General features: G+C 63.6%; 22 protein-coding genes. 21 read left to right on the top strand and 1 reads right to left on the bottom strand.

What is annotated here, in order from left to right; all coding sequences use genetic code 11:
• The first annotated feature begins 72 nt into the window (after positions 1-72).
• From prfB to JD971_RS12315, 3 genes are read left to right on the top strand one after another with little or no spacing between them, the layout of a single operon-like run.
• The gene (gene prfB, locus JD971_RS12305) at positions 73-1,200 is read left to right on the top strand and encodes a peptide chain release factor 2 (RefSeq protein WP_202083799.1); all 1,128 of its coding nucleotides are present in this window, start codon (positions 73-75) and stop codon (positions 1,198-1,200) included.
• Positions 1,200-2,018 (top strand): class I SAM-dependent methyltransferase, encoded by an 819-nt coding sequence (locus JD971_RS12310; RefSeq protein WP_202083802.1) that lies wholly within the window; start codon positions 1,200-1,202, stop codon positions 2,016-2,018. The genes prfB and JD971_RS12310 overlap by 1 nt, the downstream gene beginning before the upstream one ends.
• Positions 2,015-3,421: a nitronate monooxygenase family protein gene (locus JD971_RS12315; RefSeq protein ID WP_202083804.1), complete on the top strand. Its 1,407-nt coding sequence runs from the start codon at positions 2,015-2,017 to the stop codon at positions 3,419-3,421. The genes JD971_RS12310 and JD971_RS12315 overlap by 4 nt, the downstream gene beginning before the upstream one ends.
• 10 nt (positions 3,422-3,431) lie before the next feature.
• Here the strand turns inward: JD971_RS12315 and JD971_RS12320 are convergent, their stop codons facing one another.
• Positions 3,432-4,442 carry a D-glycerate dehydrogenase gene (locus tag JD971_RS12320; RefSeq protein ID WP_202083806.1) on the bottom strand — a complete coding sequence of 337 codons (1,011 nt, stop codon included), beginning with the start codon at positions 4,440-4,442 and terminating at the stop codon, positions 3,432-3,434.
• Between the two features lie 162 nt (positions 4,443-4,604).
• Here JD971_RS12320 and JD971_RS12325 point away from each other — a divergent pair, with 162 nt between their 5' ends.
• The 18 genes from JD971_RS12325 to JD971_RS12410 all read left to right on the top strand — a co-directional run bounded on the left by JD971_RS12325 (position 4,605) and on the right by JD971_RS12410 (position 21,058).
• A complete protein-coding gene (locus tag JD971_RS12325; RefSeq protein ID WP_202083807.1) occupies positions 4,605-5,072 on the top strand; it encodes an SH3 domain-containing protein in 468 nt (155 codons plus the stop codon).
• A 107-nt stretch (positions 5,073-5,179) separates the two neighbouring features.
• Entirely contained in the window at positions 5,180-5,554 is a 375-nt protein-coding gene (locus JD971_RS12330) for an NADH-quinone oxidoreductase subunit A (protein WP_202083808.1), read from the top strand.
• Positions 5,545-6,150: an NADH-quinone oxidoreductase subunit B family protein gene (locus tag JD971_RS12335; protein ID WP_236672080.1), complete on the top strand. Its 606-nt coding sequence runs from the start codon at positions 5,545-5,547 to the stop codon at positions 6,148-6,150. The genes JD971_RS12330 and JD971_RS12335 overlap by 10 nt, the downstream gene beginning before the upstream one ends.
• Positions 6,150-7,058 carry an NADH-quinone oxidoreductase subunit C gene (locus tag JD971_RS12340; protein ID WP_202083809.1) on the top strand — a complete coding sequence of 303 codons (909 nt, stop codon included), beginning with the start codon at positions 6,150-6,152 and terminating at the stop codon, positions 7,056-7,058. The genes JD971_RS12335 and JD971_RS12340 overlap by 1 nt, the downstream gene beginning before the upstream one ends.
• A complete protein-coding gene (locus JD971_RS12345) occupies positions 7,055-8,266 on the top strand; it encodes an NADH-quinone oxidoreductase subunit D (RefSeq protein ID WP_202083810.1) in 1,212 nt (403 codons plus the stop codon). The genes JD971_RS12340 and JD971_RS12345 overlap by 4 nt, the downstream gene beginning before the upstream one ends.
• Complete coding sequence (locus JD971_RS12350) at positions 8,266-8,934, top strand: NAD(P)H-dependent oxidoreductase subunit E (RefSeq protein ID WP_202083811.1); 669 nt, start codon at positions 8,266-8,268, stop codon at positions 8,932-8,934. Before JD971_RS12345 ends, JD971_RS12350 begins: the two co-directional genes overlap by 1 nt.
• Entirely contained in the window at positions 8,934-9,110 is a 177-nt protein-coding gene (locus JD971_RS12355; protein ID WP_202083812.1) for a hypothetical protein, read from the top strand. The genes JD971_RS12350 and JD971_RS12355 overlap by 1 nt, the downstream gene beginning before the upstream one ends.
• Positions 9,110-9,247 carry a hypothetical protein gene (locus tag JD971_RS12360; RefSeq protein WP_202083813.1) on the top strand — a complete coding sequence of 46 codons (138 nt, stop codon included), beginning with the start codon at positions 9,110-9,112 and terminating at the stop codon, positions 9,245-9,247. Before JD971_RS12355 ends, JD971_RS12360 begins: the two co-directional genes overlap by 1 nt.
• The gene (gene nuoF / locus JD971_RS12365; RefSeq protein WP_202083815.1) at positions 9,247-10,530 is read left to right on the top strand and encodes an NADH-quinone oxidoreductase subunit NuoF; all 1,284 of its coding nucleotides are present in this window, start codon (positions 9,247-9,249) and stop codon (positions 10,528-10,530) included. The genes JD971_RS12360 and nuoF overlap by 1 nt, the downstream gene beginning before the upstream one ends.
• Before the next feature lie 108 nt (positions 10,531-10,638).
• Positions 10,639-12,645, top strand: coding sequence for an NADH-quinone oxidoreductase subunit NuoG (gene nuoG / locus JD971_RS12370; protein ID WP_202083817.1), 2,007 nt, complete (start codon positions 10,639-10,641; stop codon positions 12,643-12,645).
• On the top strand, positions 12,642-13,781 hold the full coding sequence (gene nuoH / locus JD971_RS12375; RefSeq protein ID WP_202083819.1) for an NADH-quinone oxidoreductase subunit NuoH: 1,140 nt from the start codon (positions 12,642-12,644) through the stop codon (positions 13,779-13,781). The genes nuoG and nuoH overlap by 4 nt, the downstream gene beginning before the upstream one ends.
• The gene (gene nuoI / locus JD971_RS12380) at positions 13,778-14,263 is read left to right on the top strand and encodes an NADH-quinone oxidoreductase subunit NuoI (protein ID WP_202083821.1); all 486 of its coding nucleotides are present in this window, start codon (positions 13,778-13,780) and stop codon (positions 14,261-14,263) included. Before nuoH ends, nuoI begins: the two co-directional genes overlap by 4 nt.
• 27 nt (positions 14,264-14,290) lie before the next feature.
• Positions 14,291-14,908 carry an NADH-quinone oxidoreductase subunit J gene (locus JD971_RS12385; protein WP_202083824.1) on the top strand — a complete coding sequence of 206 codons (618 nt, stop codon included), beginning with the start codon at positions 14,291-14,293 and terminating at the stop codon, positions 14,906-14,908.
• Positions 14,905-15,210, top strand: coding sequence for an NADH-quinone oxidoreductase subunit NuoK (gene nuoK, locus JD971_RS12390; RefSeq protein WP_202083826.1), 306 nt, complete (start codon positions 14,905-14,907; stop codon positions 15,208-15,210). Before JD971_RS12385 ends, nuoK begins: the two co-directional genes overlap by 4 nt.
• A 7-nt stretch (positions 15,211-15,217) precedes the next feature.
• Positions 15,218-17,284 carry an NADH-quinone oxidoreductase subunit L gene (gene nuoL / locus JD971_RS12395; protein ID WP_202083828.1) on the top strand — a complete coding sequence of 689 codons (2,067 nt, stop codon included), beginning with the start codon at positions 15,218-15,220 and terminating at the stop codon, positions 17,282-17,284.
• A 21-nt stretch (positions 17,285-17,305) separates the two neighbouring features.
• The gene (locus JD971_RS12400) at positions 17,306-18,847 is read left to right on the top strand and encodes an NADH-quinone oxidoreductase subunit M (RefSeq protein WP_202083829.1); all 1,542 of its coding nucleotides are present in this window, start codon (positions 17,306-17,308) and stop codon (positions 18,845-18,847) included.
• Entirely contained in the window at positions 18,847-20,313 is a 1,467-nt protein-coding gene (gene nuoN, locus JD971_RS12405) for an NADH-quinone oxidoreductase subunit NuoN (protein WP_202083832.1), read from the top strand. The genes JD971_RS12400 and nuoN overlap by 1 nt, the downstream gene beginning before the upstream one ends.
• Positions 20,306-21,058: a biotin--[acetyl-CoA-carboxylase] ligase gene (locus JD971_RS12410; protein WP_236672081.1), complete on the top strand. Its 753-nt coding sequence runs from the start codon at positions 20,306-20,308 to the stop codon at positions 21,056-21,058. The genes nuoN and JD971_RS12410 overlap by 8 nt, the downstream gene beginning before the upstream one ends.
• Positions 21,059-21,061: the final 3 nt, after the last annotated feature.

Here is a 21,061-nt window from a genome sequence, read left to right on the forward strand (position 1 = left end):
AACAAGCGCCGCCGGATTGCCGGCGGAAAGGCGGGCGATCCACCGCGATGCCCCGCTCAGGAGAAGATTGCCATGCGTGCCGAAGGGCAGGCCCATATTGACCGTATCGATGCTGCGCTCGCGCTCATCCGCCGTTCGCTGGACTGGGATCGGGCGCTGCTGCGGCTGGACGAGCTGAACGCGCGGGTCGAGGATCCGACGCTCTGGGACGATCCCAAGGGCGCGGAAGAGGTGATGCGCGAACGCGGCCGGCTGGAATCGTCCATCGGCGCGGTAAAGACTATCTCTGCGGAAATGGCGGACGCGGTCGAGTTCGTCGAACTGGGCGAGGCCGAGGGCGACGATTCCGTGGTCGATGAAGGTCTGGCCAGTCTCGCGCGGCTCGCCGAACGGGCCGACACGGACAAGGTGCAGGCGCTGTTGTCCGGCGAGGCGGACGGTTCCGACACCTATATCGAGGTGCACGCCGGCGCCGGCGGGACCGAAAGCCAGGACTGGGCCGAAATGCTGCAACGCATGTATGCCCGCTGGGCCGAGCGGCGCGGCTTCAAGGTCGAGATCGTCGACTACCATGCGGGCGAACAGGCGGGCATCAAGTCCGCGACGCTGCTGGTAAAGGGCGAGAACGCCTATGGCTACGCCAAGACAGAGAGCGGCGTGCATCGGCTCGTCCGCATCAGCCCGTATGATTCGTCGGCGCGGCGCCACACCAGCTTTTCCAGCGTGTGGGTATACCCGGTGATCGACGACGATATCGAAATCGACATCAATCCCGCCGATCTGAAGATCGACACCTATCGCGCGTCGGGCGCGGGCGGGCAGCACGTCAACACCACCGATTCCGCCGTGCGCATCACCCACACGCCCACCGGCACCGTCGTCGCCAGCCAGAACGACCGGTCGCAGCACAAGAACCGCGCCACCGCGATGAACATGCTGAAGGCGCGGCTCTATGAAAAGGAACTCGCCGAACGCGAGGCGGCGGCAAGCGGCGAGTATCAGGCGAAGACCGAAATCGGCTGGGGGCATCAGATCCGGTCCTATGTCCTGCAACCGTATCAGCAGGTGAAGGATCTTCGCACCGGGCACGTGTCGACCAATCCGACCGACGTGCTGGATGGCGGGCTGGATGCGTTCATCTCCGCCGCGCTCGCGCAGAAGGTCACGGGCGAGCAGGTCGAGGTCGAGGACGACGATTGATGAACGGGGCCGCCCTCCCGACAGGCTGGCGCGCGGCGGGTGCGGGCGTTCTGCTCGTGCTGGCGGCGTGCGGCGGGAGCCAGGGCGACGATGGCCGCCCCGACACCGCGCGCAGCTTTCCGAAGCCCGACCGCCCCGTGTCGCGCGTGACCAGCAACCAGTTCTCGAACGAGGAGGACCGCGACGACCGGCGCGAGGCGGCCACGGTCATGGATCTCGCCGACATAGCGCCGGGCATGACGGTGGCCGACATCGGCGCGGGCGAGGGGTATTACACCACCCGCCTTGCCGAGCGGGTGGGCGATGGCGGCCGCGTGCTCGCGCAGGATATCGACCGGGGTGCACTCGACCGGCTGGGACAGCGGGTGGAGCGCGAGCGGCTCAACAACGTATCGATCAAGCTCGGCAGCGAGGACGATCCGCGGCTTCCTGCGGACAGTTTCGACCGCATTTTCCTCGTGCACATGTATCACGAGGTGACCGAACCCTACCCGTTCCTGTGGCGGCTGCGATCCGCGCTGAAACCTGGCGGGCAGGTGATCGTCGTCGATCTCGACCGTGCGACCGATGCACACGGGATTCCGCCAAAGCTTCTGTTCTGCGAATTCGAGGCGGTGGGCTATTCCCTTGCCGAATTCATCCGCAGGCCAGAACTGGCCTACTATTACGCCCGTTTTGAGAGCGAGGGCCCGAGGCCGGACCCTTCGGACATTGAACCGTGCCAGCAGGACGTCGCCCGCGCGGCGACCGGAATGCCGGCCATCGAAATGCAGGAAACCGCCCGGCGCGGTCATGCGAACAGGGACGCATTATCATGAGTTTCAAAGGGTTGACCCCTATCGTTTATGGCGGACGCGAAGTCTGGCCGGTGATCGAGGGCGGCAAGGGCGTCTCCGCCACCAATCATGCGAGCTCCGGCGCGTGGGCGGCAGCCGGCGGCATCGGCACGGTCAGCGCGGTAAACGCCGACAGCTATGATGCAGAAGGCAAGATCGTCCCCCAGCTTTACGAGCAGATGACGCGCAAGGAGCGTCACGAGCAGCTCGTGCGCTATGCCATCGACGGCGGCATCGAACAGGTGCGCCGCGCCCATGAAATCGCCGGCGGCAAGGGCGCGATCAACATCAACGTGCTGTGGGAAATGGGCGGCGCGCAGGAGGTGCTCGAGGGTATCCTGTCCGAGACCAGCGATCTCGTGACGGGCGTGACCTGCGGCGCGGGCATGCCCTACAAGCTCGCCGACATCGCGCAGAAGCACAACGTCCACTATCTCCCGATCGTGAGTTCGGGCCGGGCGTTCGGCGCCTTGTGGAAACGCTCCTATTCCAAGGTGCCGGACCTGATGGCAGCGGTGGTGTACGAGGATCCCTGGCTTGCGGGCGGGCACAATGGCCTCTCCAATGCGGAGGATCCGCTGAAGCCCGAAGATCCCTATCCGCGGGTGAAGACCCTGCGCGACATGATGCGCAAGGAAGGCATTGCCGACACCGTGCCGATCGTGATGGCGGGCGGCGTCTGGGCGCTCAAGGACTGGAACGACTGGATCGACAATCCCGAGCTTGGCGCAATCGCGTTTCAGTTCGGCACGCGCCCGCTGCTCACCGAGGAAAGCCCGATTCCGCAGGGGTGGAAGGACGCGTTGCGCGATCTGGAGCCGGGCGACGTATTGCTGCACAAGTTTTCGCCGACGGGGTTCTATTCCTCGGCGGTGCGGACACGTTTCCTCAAATCGCTGGAGGCGCGCTCGCAGCGGCAGATCCCCTATTCCCGGGTCGAAGCGGGCGAGCATACGGTGCAGCTCGATGTCGGGGTGAAGGGCAAGAATTTCTGGGTCGCGCCGAAGGATCGCGAACGCGCCCGCGCCTGGCACGCCGCCGGTTTTACCGAGGCGCTGAAAACGCCCGACGATACCGTCGTCTTCGTCGAGCCGGAAGAACGCGCCACCATCCGCGAGGATCAGGCCGCCTGCATGGGGTGCCTGTCGCATTGTTCGTTCTCGTCATGGAAGGATCATGACGATTACACCACGGGCCGGCTGGCCGACCCGCGCAGCTTCTGTATTCAGAAAACCCTGCAGGACATCGCCCATGGCGACCCTGTCGAAGACAATCTGATGTTTGCGGGGCATGCGGCCTATCGCTTCAAGCAGGATCCGTTCTATTCCAACGGCTTCACGCCGACGGTGAAGGAACTGGTCGAGCGTATCCTGACCGGCGAATAATCGCCCCGCGTCAGAGCCAGCCTTCGAGAACCTGGTCCGGCGGGCGGTGTCCGTCGGCCCATACGCGGATGTTGGCGATGACGCGGTCGCCCGATGCGGCGCGGCCTTCCTCGGTCGCGCTGCCGATATGGGGCTGCGTCACCGTGTTGCGATGGGCGAGCAGGCGCGGATCGACATGCGGTTCGTCCGGATACACGTCGAGCCCCGCACCCCATAGATGCCCGCTTTCCAGCGCGGCGATCAAGGCCTCCTGATCGACGATGTCGCCGCGCGCCGTGTTGATGAGCGCGGCGCCCTCCTTCATCGCGGCGATGCGGCCGGCATCGATGAGCTGATGCGTGGATGCGCTCGCCGGGCAATGCAGGGTGACGATGTCGGATATGCCGAGAAGATCGTCGAGCGTGTCGCAATAATCGGCGGCGAACATGCGCTCCACCGCTTGCGGAAGGCGGTGGCGATTGTGATAGACGATCTTCATGCCGAAGGCGCGGGCGCGATGGGCGACCGCCTGCCCGATGCGGCCCATGCCCACGATGCCCAGCACCTTGTCGCCGAGCCTGCGCCCCAGCATCGCCGACGGTGCCCAGCCGCCCCATTGGCCGCGCCGGACCAGCATGGTGCCTTCGCGCATCCGGCGCATCACCCCGATGAGCAGCGCCATCGTCATGTCGGCGGTATCGTCGGTAAAGACGCCCGGCGTGTTGGTCACGATGATCCGCCGTGCGCGTGCGGCGGACAGGTCGATATGGTCGGTGCCGGCGCCGAAATTCGCGATCAGTTTCAACCCGTCGCCCGCCTGTTCGATCAGGTCCGCGTCGATCCGGTCGGTCACGGTCGGGACGAGCACGTCGCATGCCCGTGCCGCCGCCACGAGCGCATCCTGCGATAGCGCGCCGTCATCCTCGTTCAGCCGCGTGTCGAACAATTCGCGCATGCGCGCCTCGGTCGCGGGGAGGAGCTTGCGCGTGACGGCGATGCGGGGCTTGCCGTCGATGCGGCGCTGGGGAAATTCGTCGGCCATATCGCGGCGCTACGACCCCTTTGCCGCGCGGGTCAAGGGGGCGACCCGCCGCAGGCCGGTGGAGCGCGCGCCGCGATGGCGTTCCGGGCCGCGTCGTGGATAGCGATTGGGATGGATTGCGATATTGCCCCGGATGCATCGGCGGGGCTATTGCGATTCGTCATGCTCGCCAGGTTCCTGTCCGCCCTTGTCGTCATCGTTTTCGCATCGGGCGCACCCGCGCATGCCGAGGAGGACGTGCCGTACTGGGCCTCGATCCAGGTATCGCGTGCCAACATGCGGACGGGTCCGGGCGAGAATTACGCGATCGAATGGATCTATCAGCGCGACGGATTGCCGGTGAAGGTCGTCCGGCGGTTGAGCGGGTGGCGGCTGGTGGAGGACCCTGACGGCGCGCGCGGATGGATCGTGTCGCGGTTCCTCTCGCTCGAACGCACGTTCATCGTCACGGGCGAGGCGCTCGCCCCGATGCGCGCCAAGGGTAGCGAGACGGCGCCGCTGCTCTGGCGGCTGGAGCCGGGCGTGGTTGGCAATCTGGGCGAATGCGAGGGCGGATGGTGCGCCATGTCCATCGGCGACAGGGCCGTATATGTCGCGGCGAACCGCATCTGGGGCGAGGGCGAACCCTGAGCCTCAGAGCGGCGCCCCCTTGCGCTGTGGCGGGGCATTGCCTAGGGCGTTTTCGCAAGTGCGATGTATCTGGCATGGCACAAGTCTCTTAGCCGGCGAGTCTGATTTTGGTCGACCTTTCGCAATATCTGCCGATCCTGATATTCCTGGGGATCGCGCTGGGGCTTTCGGCCCTCTTCGTGTTCCTGCCCATGGGCGTGTCGCGCCTGACGGGTGCGCATAATCCCGATGCCGAGAAAAACTCGGAATATGAATGCGGTTTCCCCGCGTTCGAGGATCCGCGCAGCCAGTTCGACGTGCGATTCTATCTCGTCGCGATCCTGTTCATCATCTTCGATCTGGAGGCCGCGTTCCTGTTTCCGTGGGCCGTTAGCCTCGACCTGACCGGATGGCCGGGCTGGATCACGATGATGATATTTCTGGGCGAGCTGATCATCGGCTATGCCTATGCATGGAAGAAAGGAGCGCTGGAATGGGAGTGAACGACACGCCTCTGGCCGCCAGCCCCAAAACCCCGAACCCGCCGGGCACCACCGTGTCCGGCGCGGCGCATAATCCCGCCCTTCATGGCGAACGCGCGCCCGATTCCGATTTCTTCAACGCGGTCAATACCGAGGTCAGCGACAAGGGCTTCCTCGTCACCAGCACCGAGGAATTGTTCCAGTGGGCACGGACCGGCTCGCTGTGGTGGATGACCTTCGGCCTTGCATGCTGCGCGGTGGAGATGATCCACGTCAACATGCCGCGTTACGACATGGAACGGTTCGGCGCCGCACCGCGCGCCTCGCCGCGGCAGTCGGACGTGATGATCGTGGCGGGCACGCTGTGTAACAAGATGGCACCGGCGCTGCGCAAGGTTTACGACCAGATGTCCGATCCCAAATATGTGATCAGCATGGGCAGCTGCGCCAATGGCGGCGGTTATTACCATTACAGCTATTCGGTGGTGCGCGGCTGTGACCGGATCGTGCCGGTCGACATCTACGTGCCCGGCTGCCCGCCCACGGCAGAGGCGCTGCTCTATGGCGTGATGCAGCTGCAGCGCAAGATCCGCCGCGTCGGAACGGTGGAACGCTGATGGCTGTCCGGCATTCCGCACCCAAGATCACCTCGAACGAAGGGGTGAGGGACACGCTGAGCGCGGCGTTGGGCGCGATGCTCGTCGACGCGCATGAGGAGCATGGCGAGATCCTGCTTCGCGTGAAGCGTGAGCAATTGCCCGATGCGCTGCGGCTCCTGCGCGATTCCCACGAGTATCAGCAGCTCATGGAAATCGCCGGCGTCGATTATCCGCAGCGCCCCGAACGGTTCGAGGTGTGCTACTGCCTGCTGTCCCTGACGAAGAACCACCGCATCGTGGTGAAGGTCAACACGGACGAGGCGACGCCGGTCCCGACCGTCACCCATCTGTGGCCGGTCGCCGGATGGCTGGAGCGGGAGGTGTTCGACATGTTCGGCGTGCTTTTCGCCGGCAACCCGGACCTGCGCCGTATCCTCACTGATTATGGCTTCGAAGGGCATCCGTTCCGCAAGGATTTCCCGCTCACCGGCCATGTCGAGCTGCGCTATTCCGAGGATGAGAAGCGCGTCGTCTACGAACCGGTGGAGCTGGCGCAGGATCTGCGGCAGTTCGATTTCATGAGCCCGTGGGAGGGCGCGGATTACGTCCTTCCCGGCGATGAAAAGGCCGAGCCGACCGAAGCGCAGACCCGCGGTGCGCCCAAGTCGGACGAGCCGAAGACGACCGAGAGCGCGAAACAGACCGGCGCCGGCGCAAAAGCCGATGCCGAGGCCGCGAAGACCGTCGCCGCCGGCGATGGCGCGAGCAAGGACGGCGGCAAGGACGCGCCCGCCCCCGAACCGACCGAGGATCAGCCGGGCCAGCCCGCGCGCGAGGGCAAGACGACCGATACCGCCGCCGGAACGCAAGTGAACGAAGACGATCCGCGCGCCGATGAGGACGCGCAGGACGGAGACAAGTCATGAGCATGACGCTCGAACAATCGCCGACCACCGGCGATGAGACGATCACGAACTACACGATCAATTTCGGGCCGCAGCACCCGGCGGCGCATGGCGTGCTGCGCATGGTCATGGAGCTCGATGGCGAGATCATCGAGCGCGTCGATCCGCACGTCGGCCTGCTCCACCGCGGCACCGAGAAGCTGATCGAGCACAAGACCTATCTGCAGGCGCTGCCCTATTTCGACCGGCTCGATTACTGCTCGCCGCTCTGCATGGAGCATAGCTACGTGCTGGCGATCGAGAAGCTGCTCAATGTCGAGGTGCCGCAGCGGGCGCAATATCTGCGCGTGATGTTTGCCGAACTGACGCGGATTTCGAACCATCTGCTCAATATCGGCTCGCACGTCATGGACGTCGGCGCGATGACGCCGAACCTGTGGGTGTTCGAACTGCGCGAAGATTGCCTCAATTTCTTCGAACGCGCGTCGGGCGCCCGCATGCACAGCGCCTATTTCCGGCCCGGCGGCGTGCATCAGGACGTCCCGCTCAAGCTGCTCACCGATATTGGCGACTGGGTCGATACGCGCCTGCCCGAACTGTTCGGCGACGCGATGAGCCTCGTCATCGACAATCGCATCTTCAAGCAGCGCAACGTCGATATCGCCAAGGTTAGCAAGGAAGACGCGATCGCCTGGGGCTTTTCCGGGCCGTTGATCCGCGCGGCCGGCATCGAATGGGACCTGCGCAAGTCGCAGCCCTATGATGTGTACGACCGCATGGATTTCGAGATTCCGGTGGGCACCAATTCCGATTGCTACGACCGTTTCATGGTCCGCGTCGAGGAAGTGTACCAGTCGGCGAAGATCATAAAACAGTGCATCGCCGAAATGCCGGAGGGGCCGATCGCGACGCTCGACCGCAAGGTGGCACCGCCCAAGCGCGGCGAGATGAAGCAGTCGATGGAAGCGCTCATCCACCATTTCAAGCTTTACACCGAAGGCTTTCACGTGCCGGCGGGCGAGGTCTATGTCGCAACCGAAAGTCCGAAGGGCGAATTCGGCGTCTATCTGGTGAGCGATGGCAGCAACAAGCCTTATCGCTGCAAGATCAGGCCGACGGCGTTCTCGCATCTTCAGGCGATGGATTTCATGTGCAAGGGGCATATGCTGCCCGACGCGACCGCCATTCTAGGCGCGATCGACGTGGTGTTCGGGGAGTGTGACCGCTAATGGCCGACCGTTATCTCGAAGCCGACACGCCGGAACTGCGCGCGCGCTGGGGCACGTTTGCGTGGACGGACGAAAATGCGGCGAAGGCAAAGGACATCGTCGCGCGCTACCCCGACGGGCGGCAGAAATCCGCGGTGATGCCGCTGCTCGATCTCGCGCAGCGCCAGGTCGGCGCGGAAACGCAGACGCAGGGCTGGCTGCCCATTCCGGTGATGGAATATATTGCCGCCTATCTCGACATGCCGATCATCCGGGTGGTCGAGGTCGCGACGTTCTACACCATGTACAACCTGGCGCCGGTGGGCCGGTTCCACGTGCAGGTATGCGGCACGACGCCGTGCATGCTGCGCGGGTCGGACGATATCATCGCCGCCTGCAAGGCGCGCGGTATGGCCAAGGGGCACACGACCGAGGATGGCCTGTGGACGCTGACCGAGGTGGAGTGCATGGGCAATTGCGCGACCGCCCCCATGGTGCAGATCAACGACGGCAATTACGAGGATCTGACGCCCGACCGGCTGAATGCGGTGCTCGACGCGCTGGCGGCCGGCGAAACGCCGAAGGAAGGCACGCAGGAACCGGGGCGCCACACCAGCGAACCGTCCGGCGGGCCGACGACCCTGCGCGAAATGGTCGATGCGAACCACGATTACCGGAGCGAATGGTGATGGCCCGCGCAACGCAATCGGACATCCGCAATTACCGCGTCGCCGCGGTCATGTTCTTCATCGCGTCGATCGCGTTTTTCGCGGCCGGCAACGTGGCGCTTGGCGCGGTCTTCCTGGCGCTGGGCGCGGTGTTCGTCGTGCAGGGACGCGGCGTGAGCGGCAAGGGGCAAGAGTGATGGAGCTTGTGCCGACACTGATCGTCGCGGTCATTGCGATCGCGATTGCCTGGAAATTTCTCAAAGGCGCGCTCAAGACGCTGGCATTGCTGGCGATCCTTCTTGTCGCTGCGCTTTTCGTGCTGGGAGGGCTGTGATGCTCGCCGACAAGGACCGTATCTTCACCAATGTCTACGGCTTTCAGGACTGGGGCCTGAAAGCAGCGCAAGCACGCGGCGACTGGGACGATACGAAGGCGATCCTCGCCAAGGGTCAGGACGCGATCATCGACGAGATCAAGGCCAGCGGTCTGCGTGGCCGGGGCGGGGCGGGCTTTCCCACCGGGATGAAATGGTCCTTCATGCCCAAGGAATCGAAGGATGGCCGGCCGAGCTTCCTCGTCATCAATGCCGACGAATCCGAACCCGGTTCGTGCAAGGACCGCGAGATCATCCGCCACGATCCGCACAAGCTGATCGAAGGGGCGCTGGTCGCCGGTTTCGCGATGCGCGCGCGGGCGGCCTATATCTATATCCGCGGCGAATATATCCGTGAGGCCGAAACGCTCTTCGCAGCCGTGCAGCAGGCCTATGATGCCGGGCTGGTGGGCAAGAACGCTTGCGGTTCGGGCTATGATTTCGACGTGTTCGTCCACCGCGGTGCGGGCGCGTATATCTGCGGCGAAGAAACCGCGATGATCGAAAGCCTGGAGGGCAAGAAGGGGCAACCGCGCCTGAAACCGCCGTTCCCTACCGGTGCGGGCCTGTACGGGTGCCCGACGACGGTCAACAACGTGGAATCCATCGCGGTCGCGCCGACGATCATGCGGCGCGGCGCGAACTGGTTCAACAGCTTCGGCCGCGAGAACAACAAGGGCACGAAGCTTTTCCAGATTTCGGGCCATGTCGAGAAGCCCTGCGTCGTCGAGGAATCGATGAGCATCCCGTTCAGCGAGCTGATCGAGAAGCATTGCGGCGGGATTCGCGGCGGCTGGGACAATCTGCTGGCCGTGATTCCGGGCGGTTCGTCGGTTCCGCTCGTGCCCGCGGCGCAGATCAAGGACGCGCCGATGGATTTCGACGGGCTCAAGGAGCTGGGCTCCGGCCTCGGCACCGCGGCGGTCATCGTCATGGACAAGTCCACCGACATCGTCCGCGCGATTTCGCGGATCAGCTATTTCTACAAGCACGAGAGCTGCGGGCAGTGCACCCCCTGCCGCGAGGGGACCGGCTGGATGTGGCGGGTGATGGAACGCCTGCGCGAAGGGGACGCCGCGCCCGAAGAGATCGACATGCTGTTCGAAGTCACGAAGCAGGTCGAGGGCCACACCATCTGCGCACTGGGCGATGCGGCGGCGTGGCCGATCCAGGGGCTGATCCGTCATTTCCGGCCCGAGCTGGAGCGGCGGACCGGCGCGAACCTGCCGGAAGCGGCGGAATGATGGCGGCATACGGTTTGACAGGCGCGTCAATGTCGCTAGCACGCGCGCAACGCCCCACGGCGAACACGGGCGCGATGGCGCCGACCCAAGCAGAGAAGTATTCCCACTATGCCTAAGGTTACCGTCGACGGACAGGAACTCGAGGTGCCCGCAGGGGCCACCGTGCTGCAGGCGTGCGAGCTTGCCGGCAAGGAAATCCCGCGTTTCTGCTATCACGAGCGGCTGTCCATCGCGGGCAATTGCCGCATGTGCCTGGTCGAGGTGAAGCCCGGACCGCCCAAGCCGCAGGCGAGCTGTGCGCTCCCCGCGACCGAGGGGCAGGAAATCCGCACCGACACCGAAATGGTGAAGAAGGCACGCGAAGGGGTGATGGAGTTCCTGCTCATCAATCACCCGCTCGATTGCCCGATCTGCGATCAGGGCGGCGAATGCGATCTTCAGGACCAGTCGATGGCCTATGGCCGCGGGGCGACGCGCTATCACGAGAACAAGCGCGCCGTGACCGAGAAATACATGGGACCGTTGATCAAGACGATCATGACCCGCTGCATCCATTGCACGCGCTGTGTCCGGTTCAGCGAGGAAATCGCCGGCGTGGACGAGATCGGCGCGCTGTATCGCGGCGAGAACATGCAGATCACGACCTATCTGGAACATGCGGCGAAGCATGAATTGTCGGCGAATGTCGTCGATCTGTGCCCGGTCGGCGCGCTGACCAGCCGGCCCTACGCCTATGAGGCGCGGCCCTGGGAATTGAAGAAGGTGCCGGGCATCGACGTGATGGACGGCGTCGGCAGCAATGTCCGCATCGACAGCCGCGGGCGCGAAGTGTTGCGCATCCTGCCGCGCGTCAACGACGACGTGAACGAGGAATGGCTGACGGACAAGGGGCGCCATGCGCTCGACGGGCTGACCCGCCGCCGGCTCGACCGGGTGTGGATCCGCCGCGACGGAAAGCTGCAGCCCGCCGACTGGAACGAGGCGTTCGGCATGATCCGCGATGCCGCACCGGGCGACAGCATTGCCGCGGTGCACGGCGATCTCGTCGATTGCGAAACGCTTTTCGCGGCGAAAGCCTTGCTGAAGGCCATGGGTTCCTCGCTGATCGAGGGACGCCAGAACGGCATGGTCTACGACACCTCCAGCATGGCGGCGCTCAATTTCAATTCCGGCCTTTCGGGCATCGAAGAGGCCGATTGCATCCTCATCGTCGGGAGCCAGATCCGGCACGAGGCACCGCTCGTCAACACGCGCATCCGCAAGGCGGTGAAGCGCGGGGCGAAGGTGTTCATCATGGGCCCCGAATGGGAAACGACGTATCCCGTGACGTTCCTCGGCAATGATCTTGGCGGGCTGAATGACCTGTCCGGCGATCTGGCCGAGGCGATGGCGGCTGCGGAACGCCCCGCGATCATTGCGGGCGGCGCGGCATTGGCGCGTGGCGCGCTGGGCCGCTTGCTCGCGCTGGCGGGTGAGTGGAAGCTGGTCCGTGATGGCTGGAACGGGTTCAACGCGCTGCATGCGCCGGCGGCGCGGATGGGCGGGCTGATGCTCGGCTATGCGCAGGCCGGCGGGATGAAGGCGATTGCGGATGCAGCGCCCAAGGTGCTGCTGTCGCTCGGTGCCGACGAGATGGATTATGCGCCGTTCGCGGGGAGCCTGAAGGTCTATATCGGCCATCATGGCGACAAGGGCGCGCATGCGGCGGATATTATCCTGCCCGCTGCGGCCTACACCGAAAAGCACGGCACCTACGTCAATATCGAGGGGCGTGTGCAGCGTTCGGAAAAATCGGTCTTCGCGCCCGGCGACGCGCGGGAGGACTGGACCATTTTGCGCGCGCTCGCCGATGCGTTGGGCGTCAGCGTCGGCTTCGACAGCTTCGACGAATTGCGCAGCGCGATGCACCGCGAAGTGCCCTCGCTCGCGATTGACGGTCTGGCCGAATTCGGCGCGACATTGCCCGCAGGCGGCGGCGACGCATCGGGCGTGATCGACGCCTATCCGGTGAAGGATTACTACCTCAGCAACCCGATCTGCCGCGCCAGCCCGACGATGCAGCGCTGCTCGGCCGAATTGCTCCACGGGGAAGAAGTGGCGGAGGCCGCGGAATGACTGCTTTCTTCGTAGATCTGGGCATGGCCTATGGCTGGGCGTGGTTTCTGGCCACGGTCATCGGCGTATTGCTGATCGCGCTGCCGTTGATGCTCGGTGTGGCGATGATCATCTACGCCGACCGGAAGATCTGGGCGGCGATTGCGTTGCGGCGCGGACCCAACGTGGTCGGTCCGTTCGGCCTGCTGCAAAGCTTTGCCGACGGGTTGAAGGTCTTCCTTCAAGAGACGATCATTCCGTCGGCGGCGAACAAAGGGCTGTTCCTGATCGCGCCGATCATCACCTTTACCGTGGCGCTGCTGGCGTGGGCGGTCATTCCGTTCGGGCCGGAAATGGTGCTCGCCAATATCAATGTCGGCCTGCTCTATGTCCTGGCGATCAGTTCGCTGGGTGTCTACGGGGTCGTGATTTCGGGCTGGGCGTCAAACTCGAAATACCCGTTTTTCAGTGCGATGCGCGCTGCGGCTCAGATGATTTCGTATGAGGTTTCGATCGGGTTCATCCTAATCTGCGTCATCCTCTACGCGGGCACAAGCAATCTGAACGGCATCATCCTGGCGCAGGTCGGGCACGGGTTCGGGCTGGTGAACGGGTTCGTCTTCAACATCCTGCTGTTCCCGATGTGGGTGATGTTCCTCATCTCGTCGCTCGCGGAAACGGCACGGGCGCCGTTCGACCTGACCGAGGCGGAATCGGAACTCGTCGCAGGGTATCAGACCGAATATTCGTCGATGAGCTTCGCACTCTTCTGGCTCGGTGAATATGCCAACGTGCTGCTGATGTGTGCGTTGAATGCCATCCTGTTCTTTGGCGGGTGGCTGCCGCCGCTTAATATCGATCTCATCCCGTGGTTCGACATTCCGGGCATCGTCTGGCTGCTTTTGAAAATCCTGTTCTTCTTCTTCATCTTCAGCTGGGTGAAGGCGACCGTGCCCCGTTTCCGCTACGATCAGCTGATGCGGCTTGGCTGGAAGGTGTTCCTGCCGTTGAGCCTGGTGTTCGTGGTTCTGGTTTCGGGCTGGCTCATGCTGACGCGCTATGACGGCGATGCCTATCAATCGAATTGCATGGTTGCGCGCGGCGCCATAGACGGCACGCCCGTTTCCCCGCTTTGCAGGATCGAGGACGTTCAATGAGTGTTGCACAGCTCGTCAAGAGCTTCACCCTCTGGGAATTCGTGAAGGCGCATGCGCTGACGCTGAAGTATTTCTTCAAGCCGAAAGCGACGATCAACTACCCCTTCGAGAAGAACCCGCTGTCGCCCCGTTTCCGCGGCGAACACGCGCTGCGCCGCTATCCCAATGGCGAGGAACGCTGCATCGCGTGCAAGCTGTGCGAGGCGGTGTGCCCGGCACAGGCGATCACGATCGAATCGGAACCGCGCGAAGACGGCAGCCGCCGCACGACGCGCTACGACATCGACATGACGAAGTGCATCTATTGCGGCTTCTGTCAGGAAGCCTGCCCGGTCGATGCCGTGGTCGAAGGGCCGAATTTCGAATATTCGACCGAAACGCGCGAGGAACTGCTCTATGACAAGGCCAAGTTGCTCGCAAACGGGGACAAGTGGGAACGCGCCATCGCCGCGAACCTTGAAGCGGACGCCCCCTACCGCTAGGGGCGCGGCGCGGGACATGATGAAACCATGATTCAGACCATAACCTTCTACCTGTTCGCGGCGCTGCTGATCCTGTCGGCGGTGTTCGTCATCATGGCGCGCAACCCGGTGCATTCGGTGCTCTGGCTGATCGTCTGCTTCTTCAACGCGGCGGCGCTCATGATCCTCATCGGGGCGGAATTCATCGCGATGTTGCTCGTCATCGTCTATGTAGGCGCGGTCGCGGTATTGTTCCTGTTCGTGGTGATGATGCTCGATATCGATTTTGCCGAATTGCGGGCCGGTTTCGTGAAGAACTTCCCGTTCGGCATCATTCTCGCCATCGTGCTCCTGGCCGAACTCGTGCTGGGCTTCGGTGCCTATCGCGCCGGCGGGCTGGATATCGGCATGGCGGACGGCACGGCGGCGCCCATCATTGGCGAATCGAACATAGAATCGCTGGGTGCGTTGCTCTATGGCCGCTACCTCTTCCTGTTCGAGGCCGCGGGCGTCGTGCTCCTGGTGGCGATGGTCGGTGCCATCGTGCTGACCCTGCGTCAGCGCAGCGAGGTGCGCGGGCAGAACATCGCGCATCAGATCGCGCGCCGGCCCGAAGATGCTACATACAAGGCGAACCCGGAAACGGGGAAGGGAGTGCGGCTGTGATCGGGATCGAACATTATATCGTGATTAGCTCGATCCTGTTCGTGCTGGGCGTGCTCGGCATCTTCCTCAACCGGAAGAACATCATCGTCATCCTCATGTCGATCGAGCTCATCTTGCTCGCCGTGAACATCAATCTCGTCGCGTTCAGCGTGTTCCTCAACGACATGGTCGGACAGGTCTTCGCGATGTTCGTGCTGACCGTCGCGGCGGGCGAGGCGGCCATCGGGCTCGCCATTCTGGTCATCTATTTCCGCAGCCGTGGCACCATTGCGGTGGACGACGTCAATCGGATGAAGGGGTAAGCCGGTCGTGTCGTCGATTTCGATCATCGTTTTCCTGCCCTTGCTGGCCGCGATCGTCGCGGGACTGGGCAATCGCGCCATCGGCAGTTTCGCGGCAAAGATCGTGACGACCGGCGCGTTGTTCGTGTCGTGCGCGCTGTCCTGGCCGATTTTCCTGACCTATCTTGGCGGCGACGTCGACGGAACGGTCGTGCCGGTGCTGAACTGGGTCCGGTCGGGCGGCATGGTGTTCGACTGGGCGCTGCGCGTCGATACGCTGACCGCGGTGATGCTGGTCGTGATCACGACCGTGTCGGCACTCGTGCATCTCTACAGCTGGGGCTACATGGATGAAGATCCGGATCAGCCGCGCTTCTTCGCCTATCTGTCGCTGTTCACGTTTGCTATGCTGATGCTGGTGACGGCGAACAATCTGGTGCAGATGTTCTTCGGCTGGGAAGGGGTCGGGCTGGCGTCCTACCTCCTGATCGGGTTCTGGTTCCGCAAACCTTCGGCGAGTGCGGCCGCCATCAAGGCTTTCGTTGTCAACCGCGTGGGCGATCTGGGCTTCATGCTCGGGATTTTCGGGACGTTCCTGGTTTTCGGCACGGTTTCGATTCCGGAGATTCTCGCGGCCGCCCCGGGCATGGCCGGGTCCAGCATCACGTTCCTCGGCATGCGGCTCGACACGATGACGATCCTGTGCCTGCTGCTTTTCATCGGCGCGATGGGCAAGTCGGCACAGCTCGGGCTGCACACCTGGCTTCCCGATGCGATGGAGGGGCCGACGCCGGTCTCCGCGCTCATCCACGCGGCGACCATGGTGACCGCAGGTGTGTTCATGGTGTGCCGCCTCTCGCCGATGTTCGAGGCCGCGCCGATCGCGCTCGCCGTCGTGACGGTGGTCGGTGCGCTGACCTGCATCTTTGCCGCGACGGTCGGTACAACGCAGACCGATATCAAGCGCGTCATCGCCTATTCGACCTGTTCGCAGCTTGGCTACATGTTCTTTGCCGCGGGCGTCGGCGCCTATGGCGCGGCGATGTTCCACCTGTTCACCCATGCCTTCTTCAAGGCGCTGCTGTTCCTCGGCGCGGGTTCGGTCATCCACGCGATGCACCATGAGCAGGACATGCGGTACTATGGTGCGCTGCGCAAACGCATCCCGGTGACGTTCTGGGCCATGATGGCGGGCACGCTGGCGATCACCGGTGTCGGACTTTATGCGCTTCACCTCGGCTTTGCAGGCTTCTATTCCAAGGATGCCATTCTCGAGGCGGCTTTTGCCCGCGGCACAGAGGCGTCTTATCTGGCCTTTGCGCTCGGTATCTTCGCGGCTCTGCTGACGAGCTTCTACAGCTGGCGCCTGATGTTCCTGACCTTCTGGGGCAAGCCGCGTTGGTCGCAGTCCGAACATATCCAGCATGCCGTGCACCACCATGAGCATGATCCCGACGATCATAATCCCGCGCGTCAGGAAGATGCCGGGCACGATCCTCACGCGCCGGTAGTCACCGACGACGCGGCGGCCTACGGGACGGCGGGCTATCATCCGCATGAAAGCCCGATCGTGATGCTGATCCCGCTCATCGTGCTGTCGCTCGGTGCGGTGTTCGCAGGGGGCGTGTTCAATCACGCCTTCATCGACAGCGAAGCGTTCTGGAACGGGAGCATCTTCTATAATGAAGGGCTGATCCATGCGCTGCACGAAACGCCGCTGTGGGTGAAATACGCGCCCTTCGTCGTGATGCTGATCGGGCTTGCCATTGCCTGGAACAACTACATCCGCAATCCGGCGGCGCCTGCCGGTTTCGTCGAGAAGTTCGGGGGTGTGTATACTTTCCTCAAGAACAAGTGGTATTTCGACGAGCTTTATAATTTCCTGTTCGTGCGCCCGGCGTTCTGGCTCGGTCGCAAGTTCTGGAAATGGGGCGATGTCGGCTTCATCGACCGGTTCGGACCCAATGGCGCCGCGCGCGTCGTGGCCGGCGGGTCCCGGCTCGCCGCCAAGGTGCAGTCTGGTTATCTCTACAGCTATGCGCTGATCATGTTGCTTGGGCTGGTCGCCGCGATCAGCTGGGCCATTGCACGCTAAGGACGGGGCGCGACACGAATAATGGACGGTTTTCCCATCCTTTCCCTCATGCTTCTGGTTCCGCTTGCCGGGGCCATCGCCTGTTTCTTCGTCAATGCGGGGACGGCGCGCGCCATTGCGCTCGCCGCGACGCTGGTAGATCTGCTGCTCGGCATCGCGCTATGGGCAAGCTTCGATGTCGGCGGCGCGCAGTGGCAGTTCGTCGAGCGGGCCGAGCTGTTTGCGGGCTTCAGCTATGCGCTCGGCATCGATGGCATCGCGCTGATGCTCATCGTGCTGTCGGTGTTCCTGATGCCGATCTGCATCGCGGCGAGCTGGCTGTCGGTGAAAACCCGCGTGGGCGAATACATGGCCGCGTTCCTGTTGATGGAAATGCTGATGATCGGCGTTTTCGCGGCGCAGGATCTTTTCCTGTTCTACATCTTCTTCGAGGCCGGCCTGATCCCGATGTATCTGATCATCGGGGTGTGGGGCGGCGATAACCGGATCTACGCATCGTACAAATTCTTCCTCTACACGCTGCTCGGCTCCGTTCTCATGCTGATTGCGATGTTCTGGATGGCGAACGCGGCGGGTACGACCGATATTCCGACGCTGATGTCCTACGATTTCCCGGCCGGTGCGCAGACGTGGCTCTGGCTCGCGTTCTTTGCCAGCTTTGCCGTGAAGATGCCGATGTGGCCGGTGCACACCTGGCTTCCCGATGCCCACGTTCAGGCACCGACGGCGGGGTCCATCATCCTCGCCGGCGTTCTGCTCAAGATGGGCGGCTATGGCTTCATCCGGTTTTCGCTGCCGATGTTCCCCGAGGCTTCGGCCCAGTTTGCGTGGCTGATCTTCGGGCTGTCGATGGTGGCGGTGGTCTATACCAGCCTCGTCGCGCTGGTGCAGCAGGACATGAAGAAGCTCATCGCCTATTCCTCGGTTGCGCATATGGCGATCGTGACCGGCGCGCTTTTCGCCTTCAATGTGCAGGGGCTCGAGGGGGCGATGATCCTGATGTTGAGCCACGGGCTCGTGTCGGGCGCGCTGTTCCTGTGCGTCGGGATCATCTACGACCGGCTGCATACGCGGGAGATTTCGCGCTATGGCGGGCTGGCGATCAACATGCCGCGCTATGCGCTGTTCTTCCTGCTTTTTACCATGGCGAGCATCGGCCTTCCGGGGACGAGCGGCTTTGTCGGCGAATTCCTGAGCCTTGCCGGCATGTACGAGATTTCGAGCTGGCTGGCGCTGGTGTGCACGACGGGTATTATTCTTGGGGCCGGCTACATGCTGTATCTGTACCGCCGCGTGGCGTTTGGCGAACAGGTCAATGCCGATGCCGCCGCCATGCCCGACCTCGACAAGCGCGAATGGGCCATGCTGATTCCGCTGGCCGCCGCGACCATGTGGATGGGCATCTATCCCGAAAGTTTTCTGGCCCCGATGCGCGCCGATATCGAATGGCTGGATCAGCGGATTTCCGCCGCTGCGCCCGCAGGGGACGCGCATCTCGCGTTGCCGAGCGCGGAGGCGCGTGCCGCCGCCATCGAAGCCGCGCATGAGGGGGGAGCGCACTGATGAACGATTTCTCCCAATCCCTGCAACTGATCGCCGCCGAGGAAGTGCTTACGGTCGGCGGGCTCATCCTGTTGCTCGCCGCCGCATGGCTCGGCGATCGGTCGTCGAAGGCGATTTCGATCGCCGCGGTGGCCGTGCTCGCGATCTGTGCCTTCATCGCCGCGCCGACGTTGGGCGAAGGGCTGATGGGGCCGGAAACCGTCGCGTTTGGCGGGCAGTATACGGCCGATGCCTTTGCCGCCTTCGCGAAGCTGCTCATCTATCTGTCGGCTGCGGTGGCGCTCATGGTGGCGCCGGCATTCTTCGAACGTCATGGGGCGATGCGTGCCGAATATCCCGTTCTGATCCTGTTTGCCGTGCTCGGCATGAACATGATGGTGGCGGCGACCGATTTCCTGACGCTGTATATCGGTCTCGAACTCAACAGCCTTGCAGCCTATGTGCTGGCGGCGTTCCTGCGCACCGATGAACGTTCGGTAGAGGCGGGTCTGAAATATTTCATCCTCGGTGCCCTGGCGAGCGGGATCATCCTGTTCGGGATGAGCCTCGTCTACGGCTTTGCCGGCAGCACCGATTTCGCCGCCGTGCGCTTCGTGCTGAGCGGGCCGTTGTCGACAGGTGCGTTGTTCGGGCTGATCTTCGTGCTCGCGGGGCTTGCCTTCAAGATCAGCGCCGTGCCGTTCCACATGTGGACGCCGGACGTTTACGAAGGTGCGCCGACGCCGGTGACGACGTTCTTCGCCACCGCGCCCAAGGTGGCCGCGCTGGCGCTCACCATGCGGGTGGCGTTCGGGCCGTTCGGCGCGCAGGTCGATGCCTGGCAGCAGATCGTGATCTTCGTCGCGCTTGCGTCGATCGTGGTCGGCGCGCTGGGTGCCATCGGGCAGGGCAATATCAAGCGTATGCTGGCCTATTCGTCGATCAACAATATCGGTTTCCTGCTCATCGGTCTTGCCGCCGCGACGCCGCAGGGCGCATCGGCAATGCTCGTCTATCTCTTCATCTATGTCTTCATGTCGGTCGCAGGTTTCGTCATCGTGCTGATGATGCGCGACGCGGATGGACATGCGATCGAATCCATCGACGATTTTGCCGGGTTGTCGCGGACACGCCCAGGACTTGCATGGGCACTGCTGGCCGTGATGTTCAGCCTTGCGGGCATTCCGCCGCTGTTCGGCTTCTGGGGCAAGTTCGTCGTGTTCCAGGCTGCGGTGAATGCCGATCTCATCGTGCTGGCCGCGATCGGCATCGCGGCGAGCGTGATCGGCGCGTTCTATTATATCAAGATCGTGAAGATCGCGTTTTTCGACGAACCGGTCGATCGGGTCGCGCCCGTGACGCAGACATCGCACACGGTCATCCTTGCCGTCGCGTGTGTCGTCATCTCGCCGCTGGGCTATCTGCTCACGCCGTGGCTGGGTTCGCTTGCCGACAAGGCGGCGCTCGCGCTGTTCCTGATTGTCTGATCGGGTCGTGCCTTCACCGATCGAGGTCGTAGCCTCGATCGGGTCGACGAATACCGAATTGCTGGCCCGTTGCGGGCGCGGGGAGACGGTTCGCGAAGGCGCATGGCTTGTCGCGGACCGGCAAACTGCGGGCCGCGGCCGGCTTGGGCGCGAATGGCATGATGGCGCCGGCAATTTCATGGGGTCGACCGTTGTCGCTTTGAACGGCGGGGATCCTGCGGCGCATACGCTGGCGCTTGTGGCGGCGCTGGCCGTGTATGAAACGATCGCCGCGGCGCTCGCCGATACGCGGCGGCTGATGCTGAAATGGCCGAATGACGTGCTGTGGGAGGGGGCGAAGATCGCCGGCATCCTGCTGGAGAGACAGGGCGACACGGTCGTCGCGGGCATCGGGGTCAATCTCGCCCGTGCGCCGCAGATTGACGGGATTGCCACCGCCGCGCTCGCCGATATGGGTGTGCATGTCGGACGCGACGCGCTCGCACACGAGCTTGCGCACCAGTTCGGGGTATTTCTCGCGCTCTGGCGTGGGTCGGGACTGGTCGAGATCGTGTCGCGCTGGATCGCACGCGGTCCGGTGCGCGGCGCGCTTCTGTCGGCCTCCGTTCCCGGCGAGGGGGCGGTGACCGGGCGTTATGCAGGGCTAGGGCCGGACGGATCGCTGCGGCTAAGCCTTGCGGATGGCCGGGAACGCGCCATCTATGCGGGAGAAGTGGCGATGATCGCCGGCGAAGGAGATGACTGAAGC

The organism is Croceicoccus sp. YJ47 (genome assembly GCF_016745095.1).
Classification (GTDB): Bacteria; Pseudomonadota; Alphaproteobacteria; order Sphingomonadales; family Sphingomonadaceae; genus Croceicoccus.

Excerpts from the sequence above, each read along its gene's own strand:
- prfB (WP_202083799.1), top strand. The coding sequence starts at position 73 with ATGCGTGCCGAAGGGCAGGCCCATATTGACCGTATCGATGCTGCGCTC.
- nuoG (WP_202083817.1), top strand. The coding sequence starts at position 10,639 with ATGCCTAAGGTTACCGTCGACGGACAGGAACTCGAGGTGCCCGCAGGG.
- nuoH (WP_202083819.1), top strand. The coding sequence starts at position 12,642 with ATGACTGCTTTCTTCGTAGATCTGGGCATGGCCTATGGCTGGGCGTGG.
- JD971_RS12400 (WP_202083829.1), top strand. The coding sequence starts at position 17,306 with ATGGACGGTTTTCCCATCCTTTCCCTCATGCTTCTGGTTCCGCTTGCC.
- nuoN (WP_202083832.1), top strand. The coding sequence starts at position 18,847 with ATGAACGATTTCTCCCAATCCCTGCAACTGATCGCCGCCGAGGAAGTG.
- JD971_RS12315 (WP_202083804.1), top strand. The coding sequence starts at position 2,015 with ATGAGTTTCAAAGGGTTGACCCCTATCGTTTATGGCGGACGCGAAGTC.
- nuoF (WP_202083815.1), top strand. The coding sequence starts at position 9,247 with ATGCTCGCCGACAAGGACCGTATCTTCACCAATGTCTACGGCTTTCAG.
- JD971_RS12355 (WP_202083812.1), top strand. The coding sequence starts at position 8,934 with ATGGCCCGCGCAACGCAATCGGACATCCGCAATTACCGCGTCGCCGCG.
- JD971_RS12310 (WP_202083802.1), top strand. The coding sequence starts at position 1,200 with ATGAACGGGGCCGCCCTCCCGACAGGCTGGCGCGCGGCGGGTGCGGGC.
- nuoI (WP_202083821.1), top strand. The coding sequence starts at position 13,778 with ATGAGTGTTGCACAGCTCGTCAAGAGCTTCACCCTCTGGGAATTCGTG.
- JD971_RS12325 (WP_202083807.1), top strand. The coding sequence starts at position 4,605 with ATGCTCGCCAGGTTCCTGTCCGCCCTTGTCGTCATCGTTTTCGCATCG.
- JD971_RS12320 (WP_202083806.1), bottom strand. The coding sequence starts at position 4,442 with ATGGCCGACGAATTTCCCCAGCGCCGCATCGACGGCAAGCCCCGCATC.
- JD971_RS12340 (WP_202083809.1), top strand. The coding sequence starts at position 6,150 with ATGGCTGTCCGGCATTCCGCACCCAAGATCACCTCGAACGAAGGGGTG.
- JD971_RS12360 (WP_202083813.1), top strand. The coding sequence starts at position 9,110 with ATGGAGCTTGTGCCGACACTGATCGTCGCGGTCATTGCGATCGCGATT.
- JD971_RS12335 (WP_236672080.1), top strand. The coding sequence starts at position 5,545 with ATGGGAGTGAACGACACGCCTCTGGCCGCCAGCCCCAAAACCCCGAAC.
- JD971_RS12385 (WP_202083824.1), top strand. The coding sequence starts at position 14,291 with ATGATTCAGACCATAACCTTCTACCTGTTCGCGGCGCTGCTGATCCTG.
- JD971_RS12350 (WP_202083811.1), top strand. The coding sequence starts at position 8,266 with ATGGCCGACCGTTATCTCGAAGCCGACACGCCGGAACTGCGCGCGCGC.
- JD971_RS12345 (WP_202083810.1), top strand. The coding sequence starts at position 7,055 with ATGAGCATGACGCTCGAACAATCGCCGACCACCGGCGATGAGACGATC.